16 protein-coding genes are annotated in these 19,213 nt (G+C 37.8%); 12 read left to right on the forward strand and 4 right to left on the reverse strand.

The annotated features are described in order from the left end of the window. The 3 genes from CLLU_RS14785 to CLLU_RS14795 form a co-directional block, all read left to right on the forward strand. Positions 1 to 166, forward strand: a 166-nt coding sequence (locus tag CLLU_RS14785) for a transposase domain-containing protein (RefSeq protein ID WP_146127610.1), incomplete at its 5' end; no start/stop codon positions are given. 433 nt (positions 167 to 599) lie between these two features. Next, positions 600 to 1,289, forward strand: coding sequence for an acetylglutamate kinase (locus CLLU_RS14790; protein WP_242977670.1), 690 nt, complete (start codon positions 600 to 602; stop codon positions 1,287 to 1,289). Between the two features lie 332 nt (positions 1,290 to 1,621). Then, positions 1,622 to 2,194: a glycerol-3-phosphate responsive antiterminator gene (locus CLLU_RS14795; RefSeq protein WP_106010559.1), complete on the forward strand. Its 573-nt coding sequence runs from the start codon at positions 1,622 to 1,624 to the stop codon at positions 2,192 to 2,194. Positions 2,195 to 2,673: 479 nt separating this feature from the next. Here the strand turns inward: CLLU_RS14795 and CLLU_RS14805 are convergent, their stop codons facing one another. Further along, positions 2,674 to 4,017, reverse strand: a complete 1,344-nt coding sequence (locus CLLU_RS14805; RefSeq protein ID WP_106010560.1) for an amidohydrolase family protein — start codon at positions 4,015 to 4,017, stop codon at positions 2,674 to 2,676. A gap of 252 nt (positions 4,018 to 4,269) precedes the next feature. On the opposite strand from CLLU_RS14805, the gene CLLU_RS14810 reads away from it, so the two are divergent. The 6 genes from CLLU_RS14810 (at position 4,270) to CLLU_RS14835 (ending at position 10,128) form a co-directional block, all read left to right on the forward strand. Further along, positions 4,270 to 5,556 carry a putative DNA modification/repair radical SAM protein gene (locus CLLU_RS14810; RefSeq protein WP_106010561.1) on the forward strand — a complete coding sequence of 429 codons (1,287 nt, stop codon included), beginning with the start codon at positions 4,270 to 4,272 and terminating at the stop codon, positions 5,554 to 5,556. 13 nt (positions 5,557 to 5,569) lie between these two features. Continuing rightward, complete coding sequence (locus tag CLLU_RS14815; protein WP_106010562.1) at positions 5,570 to 6,325, forward strand: TIGR03915 family putative DNA repair protein; 756 nt, start codon at positions 5,570 to 5,572, stop codon at positions 6,323 to 6,325. A gap of 17 nt (positions 6,326 to 6,342) precedes the next feature. After that, a complete protein-coding gene (locus CLLU_RS14820) occupies positions 6,343 to 6,744 on the forward strand; it encodes a cytidine deaminase (protein ID WP_207656018.1) in 402 nt (133 codons plus the stop codon). Positions 6,745 to 6,917: 173 nt separating this feature from the next. Next, positions 6,918 to 7,562 carry a deoxyribose-phosphate aldolase gene (gene deoC / locus CLLU_RS14825; protein ID WP_106010573.1) on the forward strand — a complete coding sequence of 215 codons (645 nt, stop codon included), beginning with the start codon at positions 6,918 to 6,920 and terminating at the stop codon, positions 7,560 to 7,562. Between the two features lie 69 nt (positions 7,563 to 7,631). Further along, a complete protein-coding gene (gene deoB / locus CLLU_RS14830) occupies positions 7,632 to 8,813 on the forward strand; it encodes a phosphopentomutase (protein ID WP_106010563.1) in 1,182 nt (393 codons plus the stop codon). Between the two features lie 13 nt (positions 8,814 to 8,826). Continuing rightward, complete coding sequence (locus tag CLLU_RS14835; protein WP_106010564.1) at positions 8,827 to 10,128, forward strand: pyrimidine-nucleoside phosphorylase; 1,302 nt, start codon at positions 8,827 to 8,829, stop codon at positions 10,126 to 10,128. A gap of 76 nt (positions 10,129 to 10,204) precedes the next feature. Here the strand turns inward: CLLU_RS14835 and CLLU_RS14840 are convergent, their stop codons facing one another. Together CLLU_RS14840 and CLLU_RS14845 are read right to left on the reverse strand one after the other, a co-directional pair. Further along, positions 10,205 to 12,658 (reverse strand): CoA-disulfide reductase, encoded by a 2,454-nt coding sequence (locus CLLU_RS14840; protein ID WP_106010565.1) that lies wholly within the window; start codon positions 12,656 to 12,658, stop codon positions 10,205 to 10,207. 115 nt (positions 12,659 to 12,773) lie between these two features. Next, a complete protein-coding gene (locus CLLU_RS14845; protein WP_106010566.1) occupies positions 12,774 to 13,049 on the reverse strand; it encodes an ArsR/SmtB family transcription factor in 276 nt (91 codons plus the stop codon). Between the two features lie 274 nt (positions 13,050 to 13,323). Between CLLU_RS14845 and CLLU_RS14850 the strand changes: the two genes are divergently transcribed. The 3 genes from CLLU_RS14850 (at position 13,324) to CLLU_RS14860 (ending at position 17,806) form a co-directional block, all read left to right on the forward strand. After that, positions 13,324 to 15,069, forward strand: a complete 1,746-nt coding sequence (locus CLLU_RS14850; protein ID WP_106010567.1) for an ABC transporter ATP-binding protein — start codon at positions 13,324 to 13,326, stop codon at positions 15,067 to 15,069. A 352-nt stretch (positions 15,070 to 15,421) separates the two neighbouring features. Then, positions 15,422 to 17,239 carry an urease accessory protein UreH domain-containing protein gene (locus CLLU_RS14855; protein ID WP_106010568.1) on the forward strand — a complete coding sequence of 606 codons (1,818 nt, stop codon included), beginning with the start codon at positions 15,422 to 15,424 and terminating at the stop codon, positions 17,237 to 17,239. Positions 17,240 to 17,377: 138 nt separating this feature from the next. Next, the gene (locus tag CLLU_RS14860; protein ID WP_106010569.1) at positions 17,378 to 17,806 is read left to right on the forward strand and encodes a hypothetical protein; all 429 of its coding nucleotides are present in this window, start codon (positions 17,378 to 17,380) and stop codon (positions 17,804 to 17,806) included. Between the two features lie 125 nt (positions 17,807 to 17,931). Here CLLU_RS14860 and CLLU_RS14865 read toward each other — a convergent pair whose 3' ends face one another. Next, complete coding sequence (locus CLLU_RS14865) at positions 17,932 to 19,080, reverse strand: methyl-accepting chemotaxis protein (RefSeq protein WP_106010570.1); 1,149 nt, start codon at positions 19,078 to 19,080, stop codon at positions 17,932 to 17,934. Between the last annotated feature and the right edge of the window lie 133 nt (positions 19,081 to 19,213).

Raw genomic sequence — 19,213 nt, forward strand, 5'->3', positions numbered from 1 at the left:
CAGCATGATTGAAACGGCTAAAGCTAATGGATTGGAGCCATACAGCTATCTTGAATTCCTGTTTAAAAATCTGCCTGGTGTCCAATTTGAAGCACATCCTGAATTCTTGGAAGAATACCTGCCCTGGAATCCATGGGTTCAGTCTTCCTGTAAAAATGACAAGTGATAGATTACGACCATTTGAGATGTATTTCAAATGGTCACTTATTTTTTACCTACACCAGGTAATTTATCGCTTACTTTTGGACAAGCTGATGTATGCTTTATCTGATAGGTTTTTAGATTACCTATGAGGAATTGAAACCAATTTTCCATCAAACAGCAAGGTTACAATAAATAATTGTTTTTAGATTACCTATGAGGAATTGAAACAAATTACTGTCGAAATGATATACATAATCACTGTCATGTTTTTAGATTACCTATGAGGAATTGAAACCAGTGGAAAGCTTACTTTGCAATGTAGTTACTTTAACGTTTTTAGATTACCTATGAGGAAATTATATATAGATATTTCTAAAGGAGATTGTCTGAAAAAAGTGAACATTTTATGATATGAGCATATTATAAAATGTAAAAGTTATGAAAGCAGTGATAAAATGTATTTATGCCCGGTAAAAATTTTTTTTAATAGTCTTCAGGAATATAATAGATCAAAAATAATGAATGAAAAAATTCATTTTAATTATGCATATCCTAACCACAGATATTATGATGGATATTTCCGTAACATGAATGTGCGAGGAGATATTAAGAATGTATCAAAACTCAATTTGAGTAATAAAATGCGTATGCTTTGGGAGCAGCATGTTGCTTGGACGAGAATGCTTATAACAAGCATAGCTTTTGATTTACCAGATACAGAATTTATTACTAATCGCCTTCTTCGGAATCCCATAGACTTTGAAGAAGCATTGAGAAGTTTTTATGGTGATGATATTGCCTCTCAATTTAGAAATTTATTTAGAGAACATCTTACTATTGCTGCACAGCTTGTTAAATCAGCCAAGGCTGGTGATAGTCAAATGGTTTCCAATACGGAAAAAGAATGGTATGCTAATGCAGACAAAATTGCTGCTTTTCTTAGTGATATCAATCCTTATTGGTCTCAGGAAAACTGGAAGTCAATGTTGCATGAGCATTTGGCACTGACTAAATCTGAGGCAGTTAATATGCTTAACAAAGATTATGCAGCAAATATATCGGTATATGATGAAATCGAGCGCCAGGCCTTAGAAATGGCAGATATGATGACAGAAGGTATTGTAGAACAATTTATAAAGAATTAAGCGGACTTAAAATAATCAGGTTGATCTATAAATAGAGTATCTAGTGGGTTTGTATAAATTAAATCAAGATACGTTATTTTATATATACAAATTGTTGAAAAAATTAGATAACTTCTTTATAATGAAATTACAAGATTATTTAGTAAATAATTTTAACATCTCTATAATTTATTCGAAAGTGATATTTTGTAAAGTTAATCTTAAGGTGACATTATCACAAGTTAACAACAGAAAATTAAATTTATATTGACTTTTTAATTTAGTTTAATATAATGAAAACGTATTAAAGAGTGTTTATGAATAATGTAATTGGCTTAAGAAGGCTTTGCGATATGTTTAAAGAGTTTACCATAATACCATCTGTAAGAAATTTAAAAAATTTTGATAGCGCTTTAGCCTCTATTTCAAAAGTAATTCTTTTATCTGAAGTCCATGTAGGCAGTCTTAGATCTTTAGTAAAGAGATGTCACGATAATGATAAAATAGCTTTGGTAAATATGGATTTAGTAGGCGGGCTTGCGACTGATAAAATAGGAATTAAGCTGTTGAAAAATTTGTTTAGAGTTAATGGCATAATTTCTTCAAATTCAATAAATGTGAATATGGCTAAAATGACGGCGTTATATGCTATCCAGCGTTTTTTTCTCATAGATTCGAGAGGATTTGATTCTGGATTGAGGGCATTAGAAAATACTAGAAGTGATGCCATCGAAGTTTTACCAGGACCATTAGCTACTAGGTTTAAGGAAAAGATAACTAAAGTTAGAAATGTGCCTCTTTTAGGAGGAGGATTTATAACCGATAAATGTACTGTTTCTGAAATTTATAAATCAGGTTTTATGGGTTTAACTACAAGTAAAAAAGACTTATGGAATGATTACGGCTATTTAAAACAAAATAAATAACAGGATTTTATTTTTTATCCAAAAGTTGGAGACGTTTACATTACTATACGATGTATTTAATGTTGGACCACTTGAGGAGGATGATACATTTCTTAAGTTTGATAATGTTACAATAACACCTCATGCTGCCGGCTCGACTAGGGATGCATTTACAAATAGTCCGAAGCTTATGAGGGAAATCCTGATAAGAGTTATAAATAAAGATGAACATTTGCCAATTGTAAATGGCAGGGAGCCCCAACTTGAGATTTAAAAGCGTAAAACTTTTTCAATATGGATAGACGGATGTTTTGACAAATATAATTAAGCTCCTGGTATAGCATAATTATACTATGTCGGGAGCTATTATATTCTAAAATAAAAAGGAGCAAGGCTGATATAAGGCCTGCTTCTTTTTACAGTCGAATTTGATTTTTACAATATTTATTTTAGTGAGTAATCTGGACCAAGTGTATAAATATTGAATTTGTTCTCTGTCACTACATCTCAGTATCCAGTTCTTTTACCATATTTTCAACTTCAGGTATGATGTATTTATCTGTTTTCTCAATAACTTGTCCATTTTTAACTACCATGTATGGACTGCCAAGGTAATTCAAGTCTTCAACAGGATTTCCATCAACTGCGATAAAATCTGCAAGTTTTCCAGGTTCCAGAGTTCCGACTTCTTTATCTATGCCAAGTATTTCCGCGTTGGATTTGGTTGCATGTATTATGGCCTGTTTATTTGTAGCTCCATATTTGACATGAAGTTTTAATTCCTTCCATGTACCGTAATGAGTTACGTAAGGCATGGCAGCATCAGTGCCAAGTGCCAGTTTAATTCCTTCCTTGAGTGCTGTCTGAAAGCCTGAGATCATACGTTTTTCTATAATTTTTCCATTGGCAAGCTGTACGTCAGTCAGCTTGGTATATTCTGTACTGAGATTTGCTATATAGTATATGGTGAGGAATGTAGGTGTAAGAGAACTATATCCTCTTAAAGAGTTGGGATCGTGTTTGAATAGGGATATTACCTCATCGTCCATTTCAGCACCATGTTCTATGGTATCCACTCCGCCTCTTAGAGCCTCTTTTAATCCTTTGGTACTTTGACAGTGGCTTGCTACAAGAAGGCCTGCCCTGTGTGCTTCATCACATATGGCCGCAATTTCATCATAGGTCATTTCAGCTCTCCCAGCCTCGCCTATTTTCTGGGAATCGGTTACTCCACCCGTATTGGCTATTTTTATCAAGTCAGTTCCGTTGTATACGTGAGTTCTCACCTTTTTTCTTCCTTCCCAGGGTGAATCTATGGCTTCGGATACGAATTTATATCCGTGACCTCCGGTTATACATACCATGGCGCCTGCACATAACATTTTAGGCCCCACTTCAGTGCTGCTTTTTATTTCATCTCTTACCTGCAGGTCATAGTAGAAAGGATCCCCTACACTTCTGAAAGTGGTTACTCCGGCGTGAAGTGCCGCCATTGCATTTTTTTTCATGGTTTCTTTAATTAAATGTTTTCCAAGTGAAGATTTCATGTATTCTAGATTTTCATCAGGGGTTCTCTTAACTTGTTCTGGTGAATTCGGGTTTCCATCTCCAAAAAGATGTACGTGAGCGTTTATAAGCCCTGGAAGTACATATTTACCTTTTAGATCTACAATTTTGCAATCTCTGGGGATGCTGACTTCATCCTTATTTCCCAGAGATTTTATCTTACCTGTACCATCAGAAGTTTCTACTAATATTACACCTTCTTTTACAATGTCTTTTTCAAATTTTCCATCGATTATGCTGCAGTTGATAAAAGCACAAATATTATTTTTTTTATCCATAACAATCGCCCTTTCTTAGCGGTCTCTTTCCAATCTGTTAATATTGTCCAGAGATTTTTTGATATATATCACTTATATGATATATTAACACACTGGATTGTAAAAGTTAAATTTTTATTTCAAAATAATCATAGTTATCCTCACTAAAAAAGTGAGATGGTGCTTGTTGGATTAAGTACAGCATTTTGGAAAAAATTACTTTACAGAACATACGTTCTGTGATAATATGTAGAAAAGAATGGAAGTGGTCCTGTGGATGTTTTTGATAAATTGAAGATTCTAACTGATGCGGCAAAATACGATGTAGCATGTACCTCCAGCGGAGTTAACAGAAAAGCGGTCTCTGGTGGAATTGGAAGTTCTGTCGCCTGTGGAATATGCCACAGCTTTTCGGCAGATGGAAGGTGCATTTCACTTTTAAAGGTTCTGATGACAAATATCTGTGCCTATGATTGTAAATACTGTGTTAATCGCCGCTCAAATGATGTACCCAGAGCTTCCTTTACGCCCCGCGAGCTGGCGGATCTGACCATGAATTTTTACCGCAGAAATTACATAGAGGGTCTTTTTCTAAGCTCCGGTGTGCTTAAAAATCCCGATTACACCTGCGAGCAGATGATTCAGGTGCTTAGAATTTTGAGGGAGGAATATAAGTTTTTTGGATATATACATGTAAAGGCCATTCCCGGTGCTGACAGCAGGCTTATACATGAGCTCGGCACCCTGGGTGACAGAATGAGCGTGAATATAGAGCTGCCGTCGCAGAACAGCCTGAAGCTCCTGGCACCGGATAAATCAAAACACTCAATTCTGGCACCTATGGGGTATATTAAAAACTGTATAGGACAAAATTCCAGGGAGATTGTAAAATACTGCCATGCGCCTAAATTTGCACCGGCAGGTCAAAGTACCCAGATGATTATAGGTGCCACTCCGGATACGGATTTTCACATCTTGAATCTGGCCGAGGGACTTTACAGAAAATACAAACTCAAGAGGGTGTTCTTTTCAGCATACATACCAGTATCCCAAAATTCACTGCTTCCCCAGGTAAGCGGCAAGCCTCCACTTTTACGGGAACACCGCCTTTACCAGGCTGACTGGCTTTTGAGATACTATGGTTTCAGGGCAGATGAAATTCTGGATGAAAAACATCAGAGTTTTGATCCCTATATAGATCCCAAATGCAACTGGGCACTGAATCACAGGGAGTGTTTTCCGGTAGATGTAAATAGGGCATCTTACGAAGAACTGCTCAGAGTGCCGGGCATTGGTGTAAGAGGGGCAAAGAGAATTGTAGCCGCCAGGCGAAACTTTTCACTGAATTTTGAAATACTTAAAAAACTTGGTATTATACTTAAAAGGGCACAATATTTTATATTATGCTCCGGTAAAGCTGTGGAAGGATTGAATATGGAAAGGGATGTAATCATGAGGGCGCTTATGTCAAAAGGTTCTGCGGATAGATATTATAGAAACTTTGCTTCCGGGGAGAAGCAGGAGCAGCTGTCTTTTTTTGATAAACTGCCTCTGGCGTAAGGGGAATTCACGGATGATTAAAAAATCAAATCTTATATATAAATATGATGGAAGTTTTGAAGGGCTCATGTGCTGTGTATTTGAAAGTTATTACAGGAAGGAAATCCCTATGGACATCGTCTCTTCTGCACAATTTCAGACTACCTTTTTTCCGGTAAAGGAAATTGTCACCGATTTTGAGAAATCCACCAGGGTTATAAGTTCAATACCTGAAAAAATAGGAAAATCTGCTCTTGAACTCTTGAAATCTGCTTTTTTGACATGCATGTCCCGTAAAGAAATGTATATGCTTATGTTTTTGAGGAGAGGATATCATTACGGACCCTCAGTTATGAATATGCTGGGGGATGATGTGGTTAATAAAGTGCTTAAAGCTGTAAGATATTTAAAAAATGAAAGTCATCTCCTAAAGGGATTTTTGAGATTTTCCATTTTCAACAATGTTCTGGTATCGCAAATTGAACCCCAAAATTGTGTACTTCCTCTTATTGCAGGACATTTCTGCCAGAGATATGCTGAAGAACATTTTTTGATTCATGACAGAACCCATGATATGGCACTTGTGTACAGACCCCATAAATATAGCTTTATTCCGATGGCCAGTTTGCAGATGGCAGAGCCGGATGGGGATGAGAAATATTTCAGGAAATTATGGGGCATGTTTTACAATACCATTGAGATAAAAAACAGGAGAAACCTTAAATGCCGCAGTAGCAATATGCCAAAGCATTACTGGAAATATATGACTGAATTCCAGAAATTCAAATAACATTGGAAGGGATAATAATGGAGATTGATTGTAAAGAACTCATTTTAAAAGCTTTTCAGGGAAGGGAAAATGCCTATGCTCCTTACTCCGGATTCAAGGTGGGGGCAGCTGTACTTACTGAGGATGGGAATATATACACCGGGTGTAATATAGAGAATGCTTCCTACGGAGCTACCAATTGTGCAGAGAGGACTGCAATATTCAAGGCAGTGTCGGAAGGACATGAAAATGTGAAGGCAATTGCCATAGTCGGGGAAAAAAATAAATACACCTATCCCTGCGGTATCTGCAGGCAGGTGATGGCGGAATTTGCCCTGCCGGATATCAAAATAATTTTGGCTAAAAATGAAAGAGAATATATTGTTAAAACTCTGGATGAAATTTTACCTGGAGCTTTTACCAAAAAGGATTTATTATAGAAGTATAATATCAGAGTCCAATTTTGACGGCTTTTCGATTGCTGACGAAAAGCTCCATTAATTGTGAACTGTGCATTGTGTATTGTAAATTGTTCATTGTAAATTGAAGGGAGGTGGCTTTTGGTGAAAGGCGGTGTACTTACCCGGAGTGTATACTTTCACTAAAAGAAATTATGGATATTGCTAAAATAATCGATCATACGGCACTGAAGCCTGATGCGACGAAAAATAAAATAATTCAACTGACAAGAGAGGCTAAACGGTATGGATTCGCATCCGTCTGTGTAAATCCAGCCTGGGTTAAACTGGCGGCCCGGGAGCTGAACAACAGCGGAGTAAATGTGTGTACTGTCATAGGTTTTCCCCTTGGAGCAAATACTACCGAAACAAAAGTGTTTGAAACAGTAGATGCCATTAAAAATGGCGCAGTGGAAGTGGATATGGTTATAAATATAGGAGAGCTGAAAGATAAAAATGATGTCTATGTAGAAAAAGATATTAAAAGTGTTGTAAAAGCTGCAGCGGGAAAGGCAGTGGTAAAGATTATTATTGAGACCTGCCTTCTGAATCAGGAGGAAAAAGTGAGGGCCTGCAAAATAGCCAGTAAATCAGGTGCGGATTTTGTAAAAACTTCTACCGGGTTTTCAAGTTCAGGAGCCAGGGTGGAGGATGTAAAGCTGATGCGAAGTATCGTGGGAAATGATCTGGGAGTTAAGGCGGCAGGAGGTATTCATACCAGGGAAGAGGCTGTTGAAATGGTTGAGGCAGGTGCCAGCCGTATTGGAACGAGCTCTGGAGTTGCTATTGTTGAGGACTAGATAGAGCTTGCTTTTTATGGGCAGCTTGATCTGAAACCAAAAATCACTTGATGAAAGAGGGAATTTGCAGTGAAAGCATTTAAAAGGATACATGTAGTGGTCATGGACTCGGTTGGTATTGGTGAGGCACCTGATTCGGATCAATTTGGTGATTTTGGCGTAAATACCCTGTCACATATTGCTGAGAGGAAAGGTGGACTTTACATGCCTAACATGTCGTCACTGGGACTGTCTAATATTTTTGAGATTAAAGGTATAAAAAGAACTGACTTTCCGAAGGCGTACTTTGGAAAAATGCAGGAGGCTTCCCGGGGAAAAGATACCATGACGGGACACTGGGAGATGATGGGGCTTTACATTGACAAACCTTTTCGCGTTTTTCCCCATGGTTTTCCAGGGGAGCTGATTGAAAAAATTGAGAGATTTTCCGGCAGAAAAGTCATGGCGAATAAACCCGCCAGCGGAACGGAGATCATAAAAGAATTTGGAGAAAGGCAGCTTAGAACCGGGGAACTCATTGTCTATACTTCAGCAGATTCCGTGCTCCAGATTGCAGCACAGGAAGATGTGATACCACTGGAAGAACTCTATAGGATATGCCAATACTGCCGTGACATAACCAGGGATGAACCCTATACCCTGGGAAGAATTATTGCCAGACCCTTTGTAGGAAAAACGGCAGATACTTTTAAAAGAACCTCCAATCGTCATGACTATGCTTTAAAACCCTTTGGCAAAACAGTATTGGATTATTTAAAGGAAGCCGGACTGGACTGTATTGCCATCGGTAAAATTTCTGATATTTTTGATGGAGAAGGTATTACCAGGGCAATAAGAAGCAAAAGTAACATGGATGGTATGGACAAATTGATTGCACTGATGGAGGAGGAGTTTCACGGTATGAGTTTTATAAACTTAGTTGATTTTGATGCAGTTTATGGACACCGCCGTAATCCCGTAGGATATGGAGATGCACTGGAGGCCTTTGACAAAAGGTTGCCGGAGGTTTTTGAAAAGCTGCAGGAAGATGATCTGCTCATAATTACTGCGGATCATGGAAATGATCCCACTTACACCGGTACAGATCATACCCGGGAGTTTGTACCGCTTCTTGTTTACTCAAAGAGATTTGATGCTGGAAAGAACCTGGGCACATGTAAGACATTTTCCGATCTTGGGGCCACAATTGCGGATAATTTCAAGGTACAGCTGCCCAAATACGGCGAAAGCTTTTTAAACAGATTAAAATGAGAGGGTAATGGAAATGAGAATGGTGGATATAATTTCAAAAAAACGGGATGGAGGGGAACTCAGCAGGGAAGAGATAAATTTCTTTGTGGAAGGTTATACCCATGGAACAATTCCCGATTATCAGGCCAGTGCCCTGGCTATGGCAATCTATTTTCAAAATATGAATGACAGGGAGACGTCCGATCTCACAATGGCAATGGCAAGTTCCGGCGAGACTATTGATTTGTCTGAAATAAGTGGTATAAAAGTTGATAAGCACTCCACCGGTGGTGTGGGAGATACCACCACCCTTGTGCTGGCACCTCTTGTTGCATCTTTAGGCATACCTGTGGCCAAGATGTCCGGGCGTGGCCTGGGACACACCGGTGGAACTATTGACAAACTTGAGTCAATTGATGGATTTCATGTGGAAATTATAAAGGATAAATTTATTCAGCTGGTAAATGATAATGGAATTGCAGTTATGGGTCAGACTGGCAATTTAACTCCGGCAGACAAGAAATTGTATGCTCTGAGGGATGTAACGGGAACTGTTGAATCCATACCTTTGATTGCCAGCTCTATAATGAGCAAAAAAATTGCAGCCGGAGCAGATGCCATAGTGCTGGATGTTAAAGTTGGTGCAGGGGCTTTTATGAAGACAGATAAAGATGCGGAAAAACTGGCACATGCCATGGTCAGGGTGGGAAACAGTGTGGGCAGAAACACCATGGCTGTGATTTCAGACATGTCCCAGCCGCTGGGGTTTGCCATAGGCAATGCCCTTGAAGTGAGAGAAGCCATTGACACTTTAAAGGGAGAGGGTCCGGTGGATCTTGCAGAACTGGTCCTCACACTTGGAAGTGAAATGGTGGTTCTGGCTAAAAAGGCAGGTACCCTGGAAGAGGCACGGAAAAAACTTGCTGAATCAATAAAAACTGGCAGGGCTCTGGAAAAATTCAGGACATTTATTAAAAATCAAGGCGGGGATCCATCCATTGTGGATAACCCGGGAAAGCTGCCCCGGGCAAAGTACAAAATTGATGTTCCTGCATTAAAAGATGGTGTGATTTCAAATATTGCAGCTGATGAGATTGGAATTGCGGCCATGCTTCTCGGCGCGGGCAGGGCCACTAAAGGGGACAGTATTGATTTATCCGTAGGACTTGTACTTGACAAAAAAGTTGGCGACAGGGTGAAAAAGGGAGATAAACTTTTGACTATACATTCGAATTTCCAGGATGTGGATGAAATAAAAGCCAGAATTTATGAAAATATAACTATCGGAAGCAGTGCTGAAAAACCGGTATTGATACATAAGATTATTACAGAATAATATGGACTTGGTTCAAATTATGATCAAAGGCACAAAATCTCTTTTTAGGTTTTGTGCCATGAAAATTATCATATTGTCAGATAAATAAATTTACATTTGAATCTTCGGCTTCACCCAGATAGTAGCCAACACCACCTATTTTCACACCATCCATAAGTTCTTCTTTCTTAATGCCCATAACATCCATGGACATCTGACAAGCCACTATTTCTATACCACTGTCCAAGGCTGATTTTATCAAATCTTCCAGGGAAGTTACATTTTTATCCTTCATGATCTTTCTTATCATTTTAGCACCCATGCCCATCATATTCATTTTGGACAGCTTTAATTTTTTACTGCCCCTTGGCATCATGAATCCAAACATGGAATCCATAAAGCCCTTTTTTACAGGTACCTTTTCATTCTTCCTCAGTATATTCAATCCCCAGAAGGTGAAAAACATGGTTACTTTTTTCCCCATTGATGCAGCTCCATTTGCTATGATGAAGGAAGCTATGGCCTTATCCAGATCACCGCTGAATACCACCAGTGTTTTGTTGTCTCTTACGGGTGGAATGTCTTTGATAGGATTTTCTACTCTGGAGTTATTGCTGTTTTTTTTAATAAGGGCAGTGATATTGCTTTTATCTTTTTTTAAATCAAGGAGCTGGCTATTTGTCCTCTTGCACCAGGCTTTTATATCCTCATAAAAGCCCGGATCGGAAGCGGTAACTTTTAGAATTTGTCCTTCCATTAAATCATCCATAGCCGCCTTAACCTGCATAAGTGGACCGGGACAGCAGAGGCCGCAGGCATCAAGGCTCTTGTCATATTCCAATGTATCCGCTCCTGATTTATCCAGGGCCGCTTCTGATTTTGCATTTTGTGCATCCTGCTTTTTAGGAGTGAAGTTTAAGCTTGATATACTTTTATATCCGCCGGTTATGTTCTTAACCTTGTACCCATGCTGGGAAAGTATCCTTGCTGCAATATATCCCCTGAGGCCCACCTGACAGTATGCGATGATCTCCTTGCTTTTATCCAGTTCATCAAGCCTTTCCCTTAAATTGTCCACGGGTATGTTCAGTGCACCTTCCAGATGGCCGCTGTTAAATTCTATCTCTGAACGTACATCAAGAAGTATGGTATTTTCTCTGTTGTAATTTAAAAATTCTGTTGGAGTAATGACGTCCACTTTCCCGGAAAGGACATCTTCAGCCACAAAACCTGCCATATTTACAGGATCCTTTGCAGAAGAAAACGGTGGTGCATAGCATAATTCCAGTTCTGTCAAATCTGATACCGAGCCGCCAAGTCTCATTGTAGCTGCGATAACGTCAATTCTCTTATCAACACCGTCATAGCCTATAGCCTGGGCACCCAGGATTTTACCTGTTTCATTGAATATAAGTTTTATGGACATAGGGAGGGCAGCTGGATAATATGATGCATGGGAAGCCGGATGAACATATATAACTTTGTAAGGTATGTTAAGTCTCTTTAAAGTTCGTTCATTATTTCCCGTGCTTGCAGCGGTCAAAGCAAAAATTTTGATTATTGCAGTACCTTGGGTGCCCTTATATGTTGAATTTAATCCGGATATATTGTCTGCAGCTATTCTTCCCTGCTTGTTTGCAGGTCCGGCCAAAGGTACTGCAGTGTTTTGTCTGTTGACAAGATCCACTACTTCAACTGCGTCCCCCACGGCATAGATGTTTTCAATATTTGTTCTCATCTTGTCATCAACCAGTATATGACCTCTGGAACCCAGTTTTATTCCACTGTTTTTTATGAAATCAGTATTGGGGGCTACACCAATGGATAATATCACTAAATCGGCAGTAATCCTTGTATTGCTGTTTAAAGTTATTTCAATATCATGCTCATTATCCTTGAAGGATTTTACCCCGTCATTTAGTATTAAATCTATGCCATTTTCCACCAGCTCTTTTTCAGCCATCACCGACATGTCTGAATCAAAGGGTGCCAGAATATGCGGTGCAGCCTCAATCAGAGTAACCTGTAGCCCTCTTTCTTTTAGGTTTTCAGCCATTTCAACACCTACATAGCCTCCGCCGATAACTACAGCACTGGTAACTTGTCTTTTATCCACCAGTGATTTTATGCTGTCCGTATCCGGTATATTTCTTAGTGTAAAAATTTTATCGCTTTCTATACCCTGTATTTTAGGCCTGATGGCTCTTGCACCGGGAGATAGCAACAGATAGTCATAACTTTCCTGGTAAGTTTCTCCGTCTTTATTTTTCACTTTTACTACGTTTTTGCTGGTATCTACATCTATAATTTCACTGTTGACTCTTACATCTATATTGAATCTATTGTTCATGCCTTCCGGTGTCTGTACCAGGAGTCTTTCTCTTTCCTTGATTGTCTCACCTATATAGTAGGGCAGTCCGCAATTTGCGAAGGATATATAATTATCCTTTTCGAACATTATTATCTGGGCGTTTTCATCCAGTCTTCTCAGCCTTGCAGCTGCAGATGCTCCCCCTGCAACTCCGCCCGCTATCAAAACTTTTTTACTCATGAAAATTCCTCCTATCTTTAATTTTATTTATACAGTGCAAGCAGTAATTTTATCTGTCAATAACACGTTTTTAAGAAAGTTAGGATATTAGCTGTGAAAGTTTTCAGACCAAAATTTAAAATAGAACTTCAAGCAATTTGACAACTAATGGATTGCAAATTCTATAGTTTATTTCGACGCCATTTCTTCTGCCTTCTATAATTCCTGCAGCTTTTAATTTCTGTATATGCTGTGAAAGTGTAGATTGAGGTATCTCAAGACAGTGCTGCATATTGCTCACGTTGCAGGTTCCTTTCTCCAGCAGCCCTTTAACAATGCATAATCTGACAGGATGTGCCAATACCTTGAGAATTTCAGCTTTTTCATTGTATTTTGCAAAATCTTTATCCATAATTTTATCCTTCCCAAAATATATTTATTTATCGTTATATTTATATATTACAATATAACGATAAATAGTTCAATAGTTTTAGTTAAATTTAATGAATTTTCGATTAAGATCGAGAATCATCCTTATTTGATATTTAATATTTGTACTTAATGCTTTTTTGTTGCCTTGACATTGCTTGAATAAAAGATTACCATTTGATTATTATGGATGAATAATGCGGATATAGCAGTTCTTATAGCTGCATTTGAAGCAGGAAAGGATGACATCAGATTTTATGAATATATTTAAAAAATTTTTGCAGTATTACAGGCCTTATAGATTTCTTTTTTATGCAGATATATTTTGTGCACTTGTAGTGTCGCTGGTAGATCTGGCATTTCCTCTAATTTTAAGCTATCTTTCAAAAAATATTTTTGTAAAGGACAAGATGGTGATTCTCAATTCCATATTGTATATTGGAGTGGGATTGCTTGTACTTTATATACTTAAATATTTCTGCCAGTACTTTATCGCTTCCTGGGGTCATATAATGGGGGCAAGGATGGAAAATAACATGAGAAAGGATTTGTTCTATCATCTTCAAAGGATGTCTTTTTCCTACTATGATGAAAACAATACAGGGCATATGATGTCCATACTTGTGTCGGATCTGTTTGATATATCGGAACTGGCCCATCATGGACCGGAAAATGTATTTATCTCTGCAATTAAAATAATAGGATCTTTCGTAGTGCTTGCTTTTATCAATACCCAAATGACACTTATGCTTTTTGCGGTAACTGTAGTAATGATAGTGTTTTCATTCTGTGAAAATAAAAAAATGCAGAGAATATTCTTTGACAACAGAAAGAAGATGGGAAATATAAATTCTTCCGTCCAGGATAGTCTTCTTGGAATAAGAGTTGTGAAGTCTTTTGCCAATGAGAATATTGAAAGGGAGAAATTTGACAGAAGCAATAATGCATATCGTATTTCAAGGGAAAAAAGTTATAAAGTGATGGGAAGATTTATAGCGGGGAATTCTTTCTTTGAGGGACTTCTATACGTGGTAATACTTGCTACAGGAGCATTTTTTATAGCCAATGGTTCCTTGACAATACCTGATCTTGCTGTCTATGCTCTTTACATAAACATATTTATCAATCCCATAGACATACTGATAAATTTTGCAGAGCAGTTTCAAAAAGGGTTTGCCGGGTTTAGAAGGTTTTTGAATATTTTGTCCATGGAACCTGAAATAGTGGATAAAAAAAATGCAGTACCCTTGGAAGATGTAAAGGGCGATATAGAATACAAAAATGTTTCTTTCAGCTACAATGAAAAAAAGCAGGTACTTAAAAATATAAATGTGAAAATAAAAGCAGGGGAAAAAATTGCATTTGTGGGACCTTCGGGAGGGGGAAAAACCACAATTTGTTCACTTCTTCCAAGATTTTATGATGTATCCTCAGGTTCTGTAATGATAGACGGAAAAGATATAAGGGACGTCACTCTTGAATCATTGAGAAATTCCATTGGAATAGTACAGCAGGACGTATACTTGTTTTCTGGAACACTGAAGGAAAATATAAGGTACGGGAAACCGGAGGCATCTGACGAGGAGATAATGAAAGCGGCTAAAGAGGCCAATATCCACGATTATATAATGAGTCTGGACAATGGTTATGATACTTATGTGGGGGAAAGAGGGGTCAAGCTTTCGGGAGGACAGAAACAGAGAATTTCAATTGCCAGAGTGTTCCTTGAAAATCCTCCCATACTTATACTGGATGAGGCTACATCGGCACTGGATAATGAGAGCGAAAGCTTTATACAAAAATCCCTTGAAAAACTGGCTAAAAACAGAACTACTATAGTTATTGCCCACAGGCTCAGTACTATAAGAAATGCTGATGAGATAATAGTCATTGACGGTGAAGGAATAAAGGAAAGAGGAAGTCACAGTGAGCTTCTCCAAAAAGGAGGACTTTACGCCTATTATTACAATATGCAGTTTGAGGGTCTGGACATAAGAAAATAAATTTTTCGAATTTTATAATGTTTACAAATAGTTTATTAATATGAAATTAATATGTAACAAATAGGTTATACAATCATAAGTGTTCCGAGGAAATGAATATTTCCTTTAACATGTGTTATTTAAATGTTGTGTTTCTTTAGCGTGTATTAGTGTCTGCGGTTGCAGGGCACGGTAAACTTAAATGCAACCACTATAGAGTATTTAACTAATAAATCTCCCTTAGTTTATATTGTAAAATAGGCATCCGTCATTTAGGGTGCTTATTTTTCGTATCTATTTCATAACATCTTCATATGAAATTTATATACTTACACTATATCTTAATGGTAAAAATTGCGGGAGGATTGAAGGTGTGAAGATTAAAAAAGACAAATTTAAGGTTTTTGATATGACCTGTGTATCCTGTGAGCTGCGGGTAGAAAGGGCGGTTAAAGGATTAAACGGTGTAAAAAATGCTCTGGCCAGCTTTAAGGATGAATCTGTGATTGTAGAGTATGACCCGGATCTATGCAGTTTGGAAAATATCAAAGATGCTGTAAGAGCATCCGGGTATAGTACTGAGAGTTCAAATAGGTATAAAATAGCCGGCATATTTGTGATTGCAGCTGCAATTATATTGATTGGAAATTCATCAAGCGGAATAGATATTGGATCCAGGCTTAACGGTGCCACATATTTTGTTTTATTCCTGGTTGGAATGCTTACTTCCATACACTGTGTGGGTATGTGCGGCGGAATAGCACTGTCGCAAAGTATAAACAAAGGCGGTAAAAATAAAATTGACTCCATTAAGCCTGCTGTCTTGTACAATACAGGCAGGGTAATATCCTATACCGTACTTGGTGGAATAGTTGGAGGTCTGGGATCGGTATTTTCTCTATCTATACCGGTGAAAGCAGGGCTTCAAATATTTGCAGGTATATTCATGATGATAATGGGATTTAATATGAGTGGGTATAGTTTGTTTAGAAAATTTAATATAAGACTGCCCTGGTCTGCCTGCTCCATGAAGAAAAAACCAAGGACACCCTTTTTGGTTGGAATTTTAAATGGGCTTATGCCCTGTGGACCTCTTCAGACAATGCAGTTGTATGCCCTGGGAACGGGAAGTATACTCAAGGGTTCATTGTCCATGTTTATATTCTCTCTTGGTACCATTCCCCTGATGCTGGGCTTTGGTGCAGTATCTGGCATGCTCAGCAGGGGATATACAAGAACTTTATTGAAATTCAGCGGTATATTGGTAATAGTTTTAGGCATAGTGATGGGAAGCAGGGGATTGGCTCTGGCTGGTGTAAACATACCTACGGTGTCCACATTGGCTGCTGGTTTGTCTGGTAATAAGACATCTGCGGAATCTTCTGCTGGAAAATCAACTTTAAAGGATGGAGTCCAGATAATTAAAATGACAGCAGATAATTCGGGATATACCCCCAATGGTCTTTATGTTCAAAAAAATGTACCTGTAAAATGGATAATTGACGGAAAAGCATTGAATTCCTGTAACGGACAAATTATTGTACCTTCTTTAAATATTCAAAGGACTTTACAACCCGGTGAAAATGTAATTGAATTTACACCAAAGGATGGAGATATAAATTTCAGCTGTGGAATGGGCATGATAAGGGGAGTGATTAAAGTAGTGGACGATATTTCCACCGTTGATACTTCTAAGCCCGATTCTTCAATACCTGCTCCATCCAGTGGAATGCCTGGCTGCAGTATGCATGGGTCACAGGGGGGAGATTCCACGGCTAAAGCTCCAAGTATTTATGGTACGGATTTAAGTAAGGTTGAAACCAGCCGGTTGGTTAAAAAAGCCGAAATTTCAGAATCAGGAAATGAGCAGGTGGCTTCAATAAAAGGTGTGGGATATGAATTTGAGCCGCTGATTGTAGTTGCAGAAAAGAATGTCGGTACAATTTTGAGTCTTGATTTAAGTAATTTTGACAGTCCGGAGGGAAATTTTATAATTTCATCTCTTGATACAGGTAAGTCCGTTGCTTCCTTCCAGGGTAAAAAGGAAATTGTGGAAGTTCATGTTTCTTTTGATTCAAATGATATATATACCATCTCAAAAGACGGAAATGTAATAGGAGCTGTAGTTGTGGTGGATGATTTAAAAAATGCAGATTTAGAACAAATCAGAGAAGAATATATAGGAAGTTAGAATCAGCAAGTATGATTCATTGTCCAGTATTTTAACTTTGTACTTTAAATTTAATTTGACAGCTTTTGGATAAAATTGTACCTTTAGCTAATTCTTTTGCATATTATAATAGTATAAGAAAATCTAGTGGAGGTTTTTATGTATTCATATATGCATTCAGATAGGGAAATTATGCCAATGTGCTGTTACTGCAGAGCTAACAATGCCATGATGAGAGGAGCTTTAAAAAGAAAAAACAGATCCATGTTCAGAAATGATGAACCTGTGGAAAATAGAATTGACGAGGGAAGTGGAATAACACAACAGCCTGTACAGCAAATGCCGAATACAGGTCAGCAAGTGCCCGATGTTGAACAGCAAATGCCGGATATGATGAAAAGCATGTCACAAGCAGACATGGAAAAGGTAAATTCAAATACTCGGGAAATTATAGATATGTTTGAAAGCCATCATCCAGATATAATAAATACATTGATATGCTGTGGTATGTCAGTTGATGGGGCGAGACAATATTTAAGCAGAGTTGTTAGAATGGCACTTATGCATCACATGATGCACCAGACGTAAAAATTATCATGAAATAAATATTCCCTGGAAAATAATATTCAAGGGAATATTTTATTTATGGAATATAGTTGAAAAACGAATTGACGAAAAAGACAGCTCTTTATTGCAAATAGTTAAATAGTTATTTAGAGTTTAAGCGCGATTTCATTCAATTTTTCACACATGGTAGTAATTTCTTCTATGCTTGCTGTAATTTCCTGTGTAGCAGCAGCCTGCTCCTGACTGGAGGACAGGGATCCTTTGCTTTTTTCACTGGATACGGTAACTTTATCCTTGATATTGTCCGTTAATTTCTTGATTTTGGGAACTGTACTTTTAGCCTGATCTGATAGTTTCCTGATTTCATTTGCAACAACTCCAAAACCACTACCGGCTTGTCCTGCTCTAGCTGCTTCAATTGCGGCATTCAGGCCCAGCATTTTTGTTGCATCCGCAATATTGGCTATAAAAGAAGTTACCTGGTTTATTTCCTCAGATAATTCTGTTATCTCATTGATACCGCTGTTGAGCTCCTGTTCATTGGCATGAATTTGGGAGGCAGAGGCTGCCAGTTCTTCAATAGCAGAAGAGATACCTGTAATACTTTCCATAAGATTGCTGGACATGCCTCTTAAATTCACTGCCACTTCCTTTGGAGTTATTATGGAAAATGTTCCCACTACTTCTTTAGTATCCTGGTCAAGTAGTGGGAAACTTGCGTCTCTTACAGGAATTCCGTATATTGAGGCATCCAGCTCTTTTTCCTGCTGTTTTCCTGTACTTATAACTTCACTGCTTAAAAAATCATTTTCAAATTTGTCTCCGACCTTTATGGAGGATATATCGAACTCTTTTGAAGATTGCACATTTGTAAATTTTCCCAAATCAGTCAGGCACAAAAATACACCTTCTGGAAACATTTTTGCTAGTACTGGTGCAAAGCCGTCAAAAGCTTTGGCCACAGGGTGAAGTCTTGGAAAGGCCATGGAAAATGCACCTATAGCATTATTGGTTTCATCTATTATGGGAATTGAAATTATCTCCAATCGTATTCCATAAACAGAACGTGGGATTTTTTGGGTTAATGTTTTTTTTTCACGGATAGCCATGAGGGTGGTGCTGTTTTCGTTCAATTTTTGTCCCACGTAAAATACATTCATGTTTAAGGAGGTGGAATATTTCACCCATTCCACCGTATCTCCTTTTGTAATTCCATATACAATTCCTCCAGGAATTAAATCAGCCTGAACTTCTGATAAATTTTTTAGATTTTCCAGCGCATTTGCTGAAATCATAATATACATCTCCTTTTTTTGATTATAGTTTAAATTTTATTTAATATTTTATTTACATGATTTTTTATATTCAATTCAACAAATTGTGATAATTATTTAGTACATAATAAATATTTTGTACAATTTATTATAC

The organism is Clostridium luticellarii (assembly GCF_002995845.1).
GTDB lineage: Bacteria > Bacillota > Clostridia > Clostridiales > Clostridiaceae > Clostridium_B > Clostridium_B luticellarii.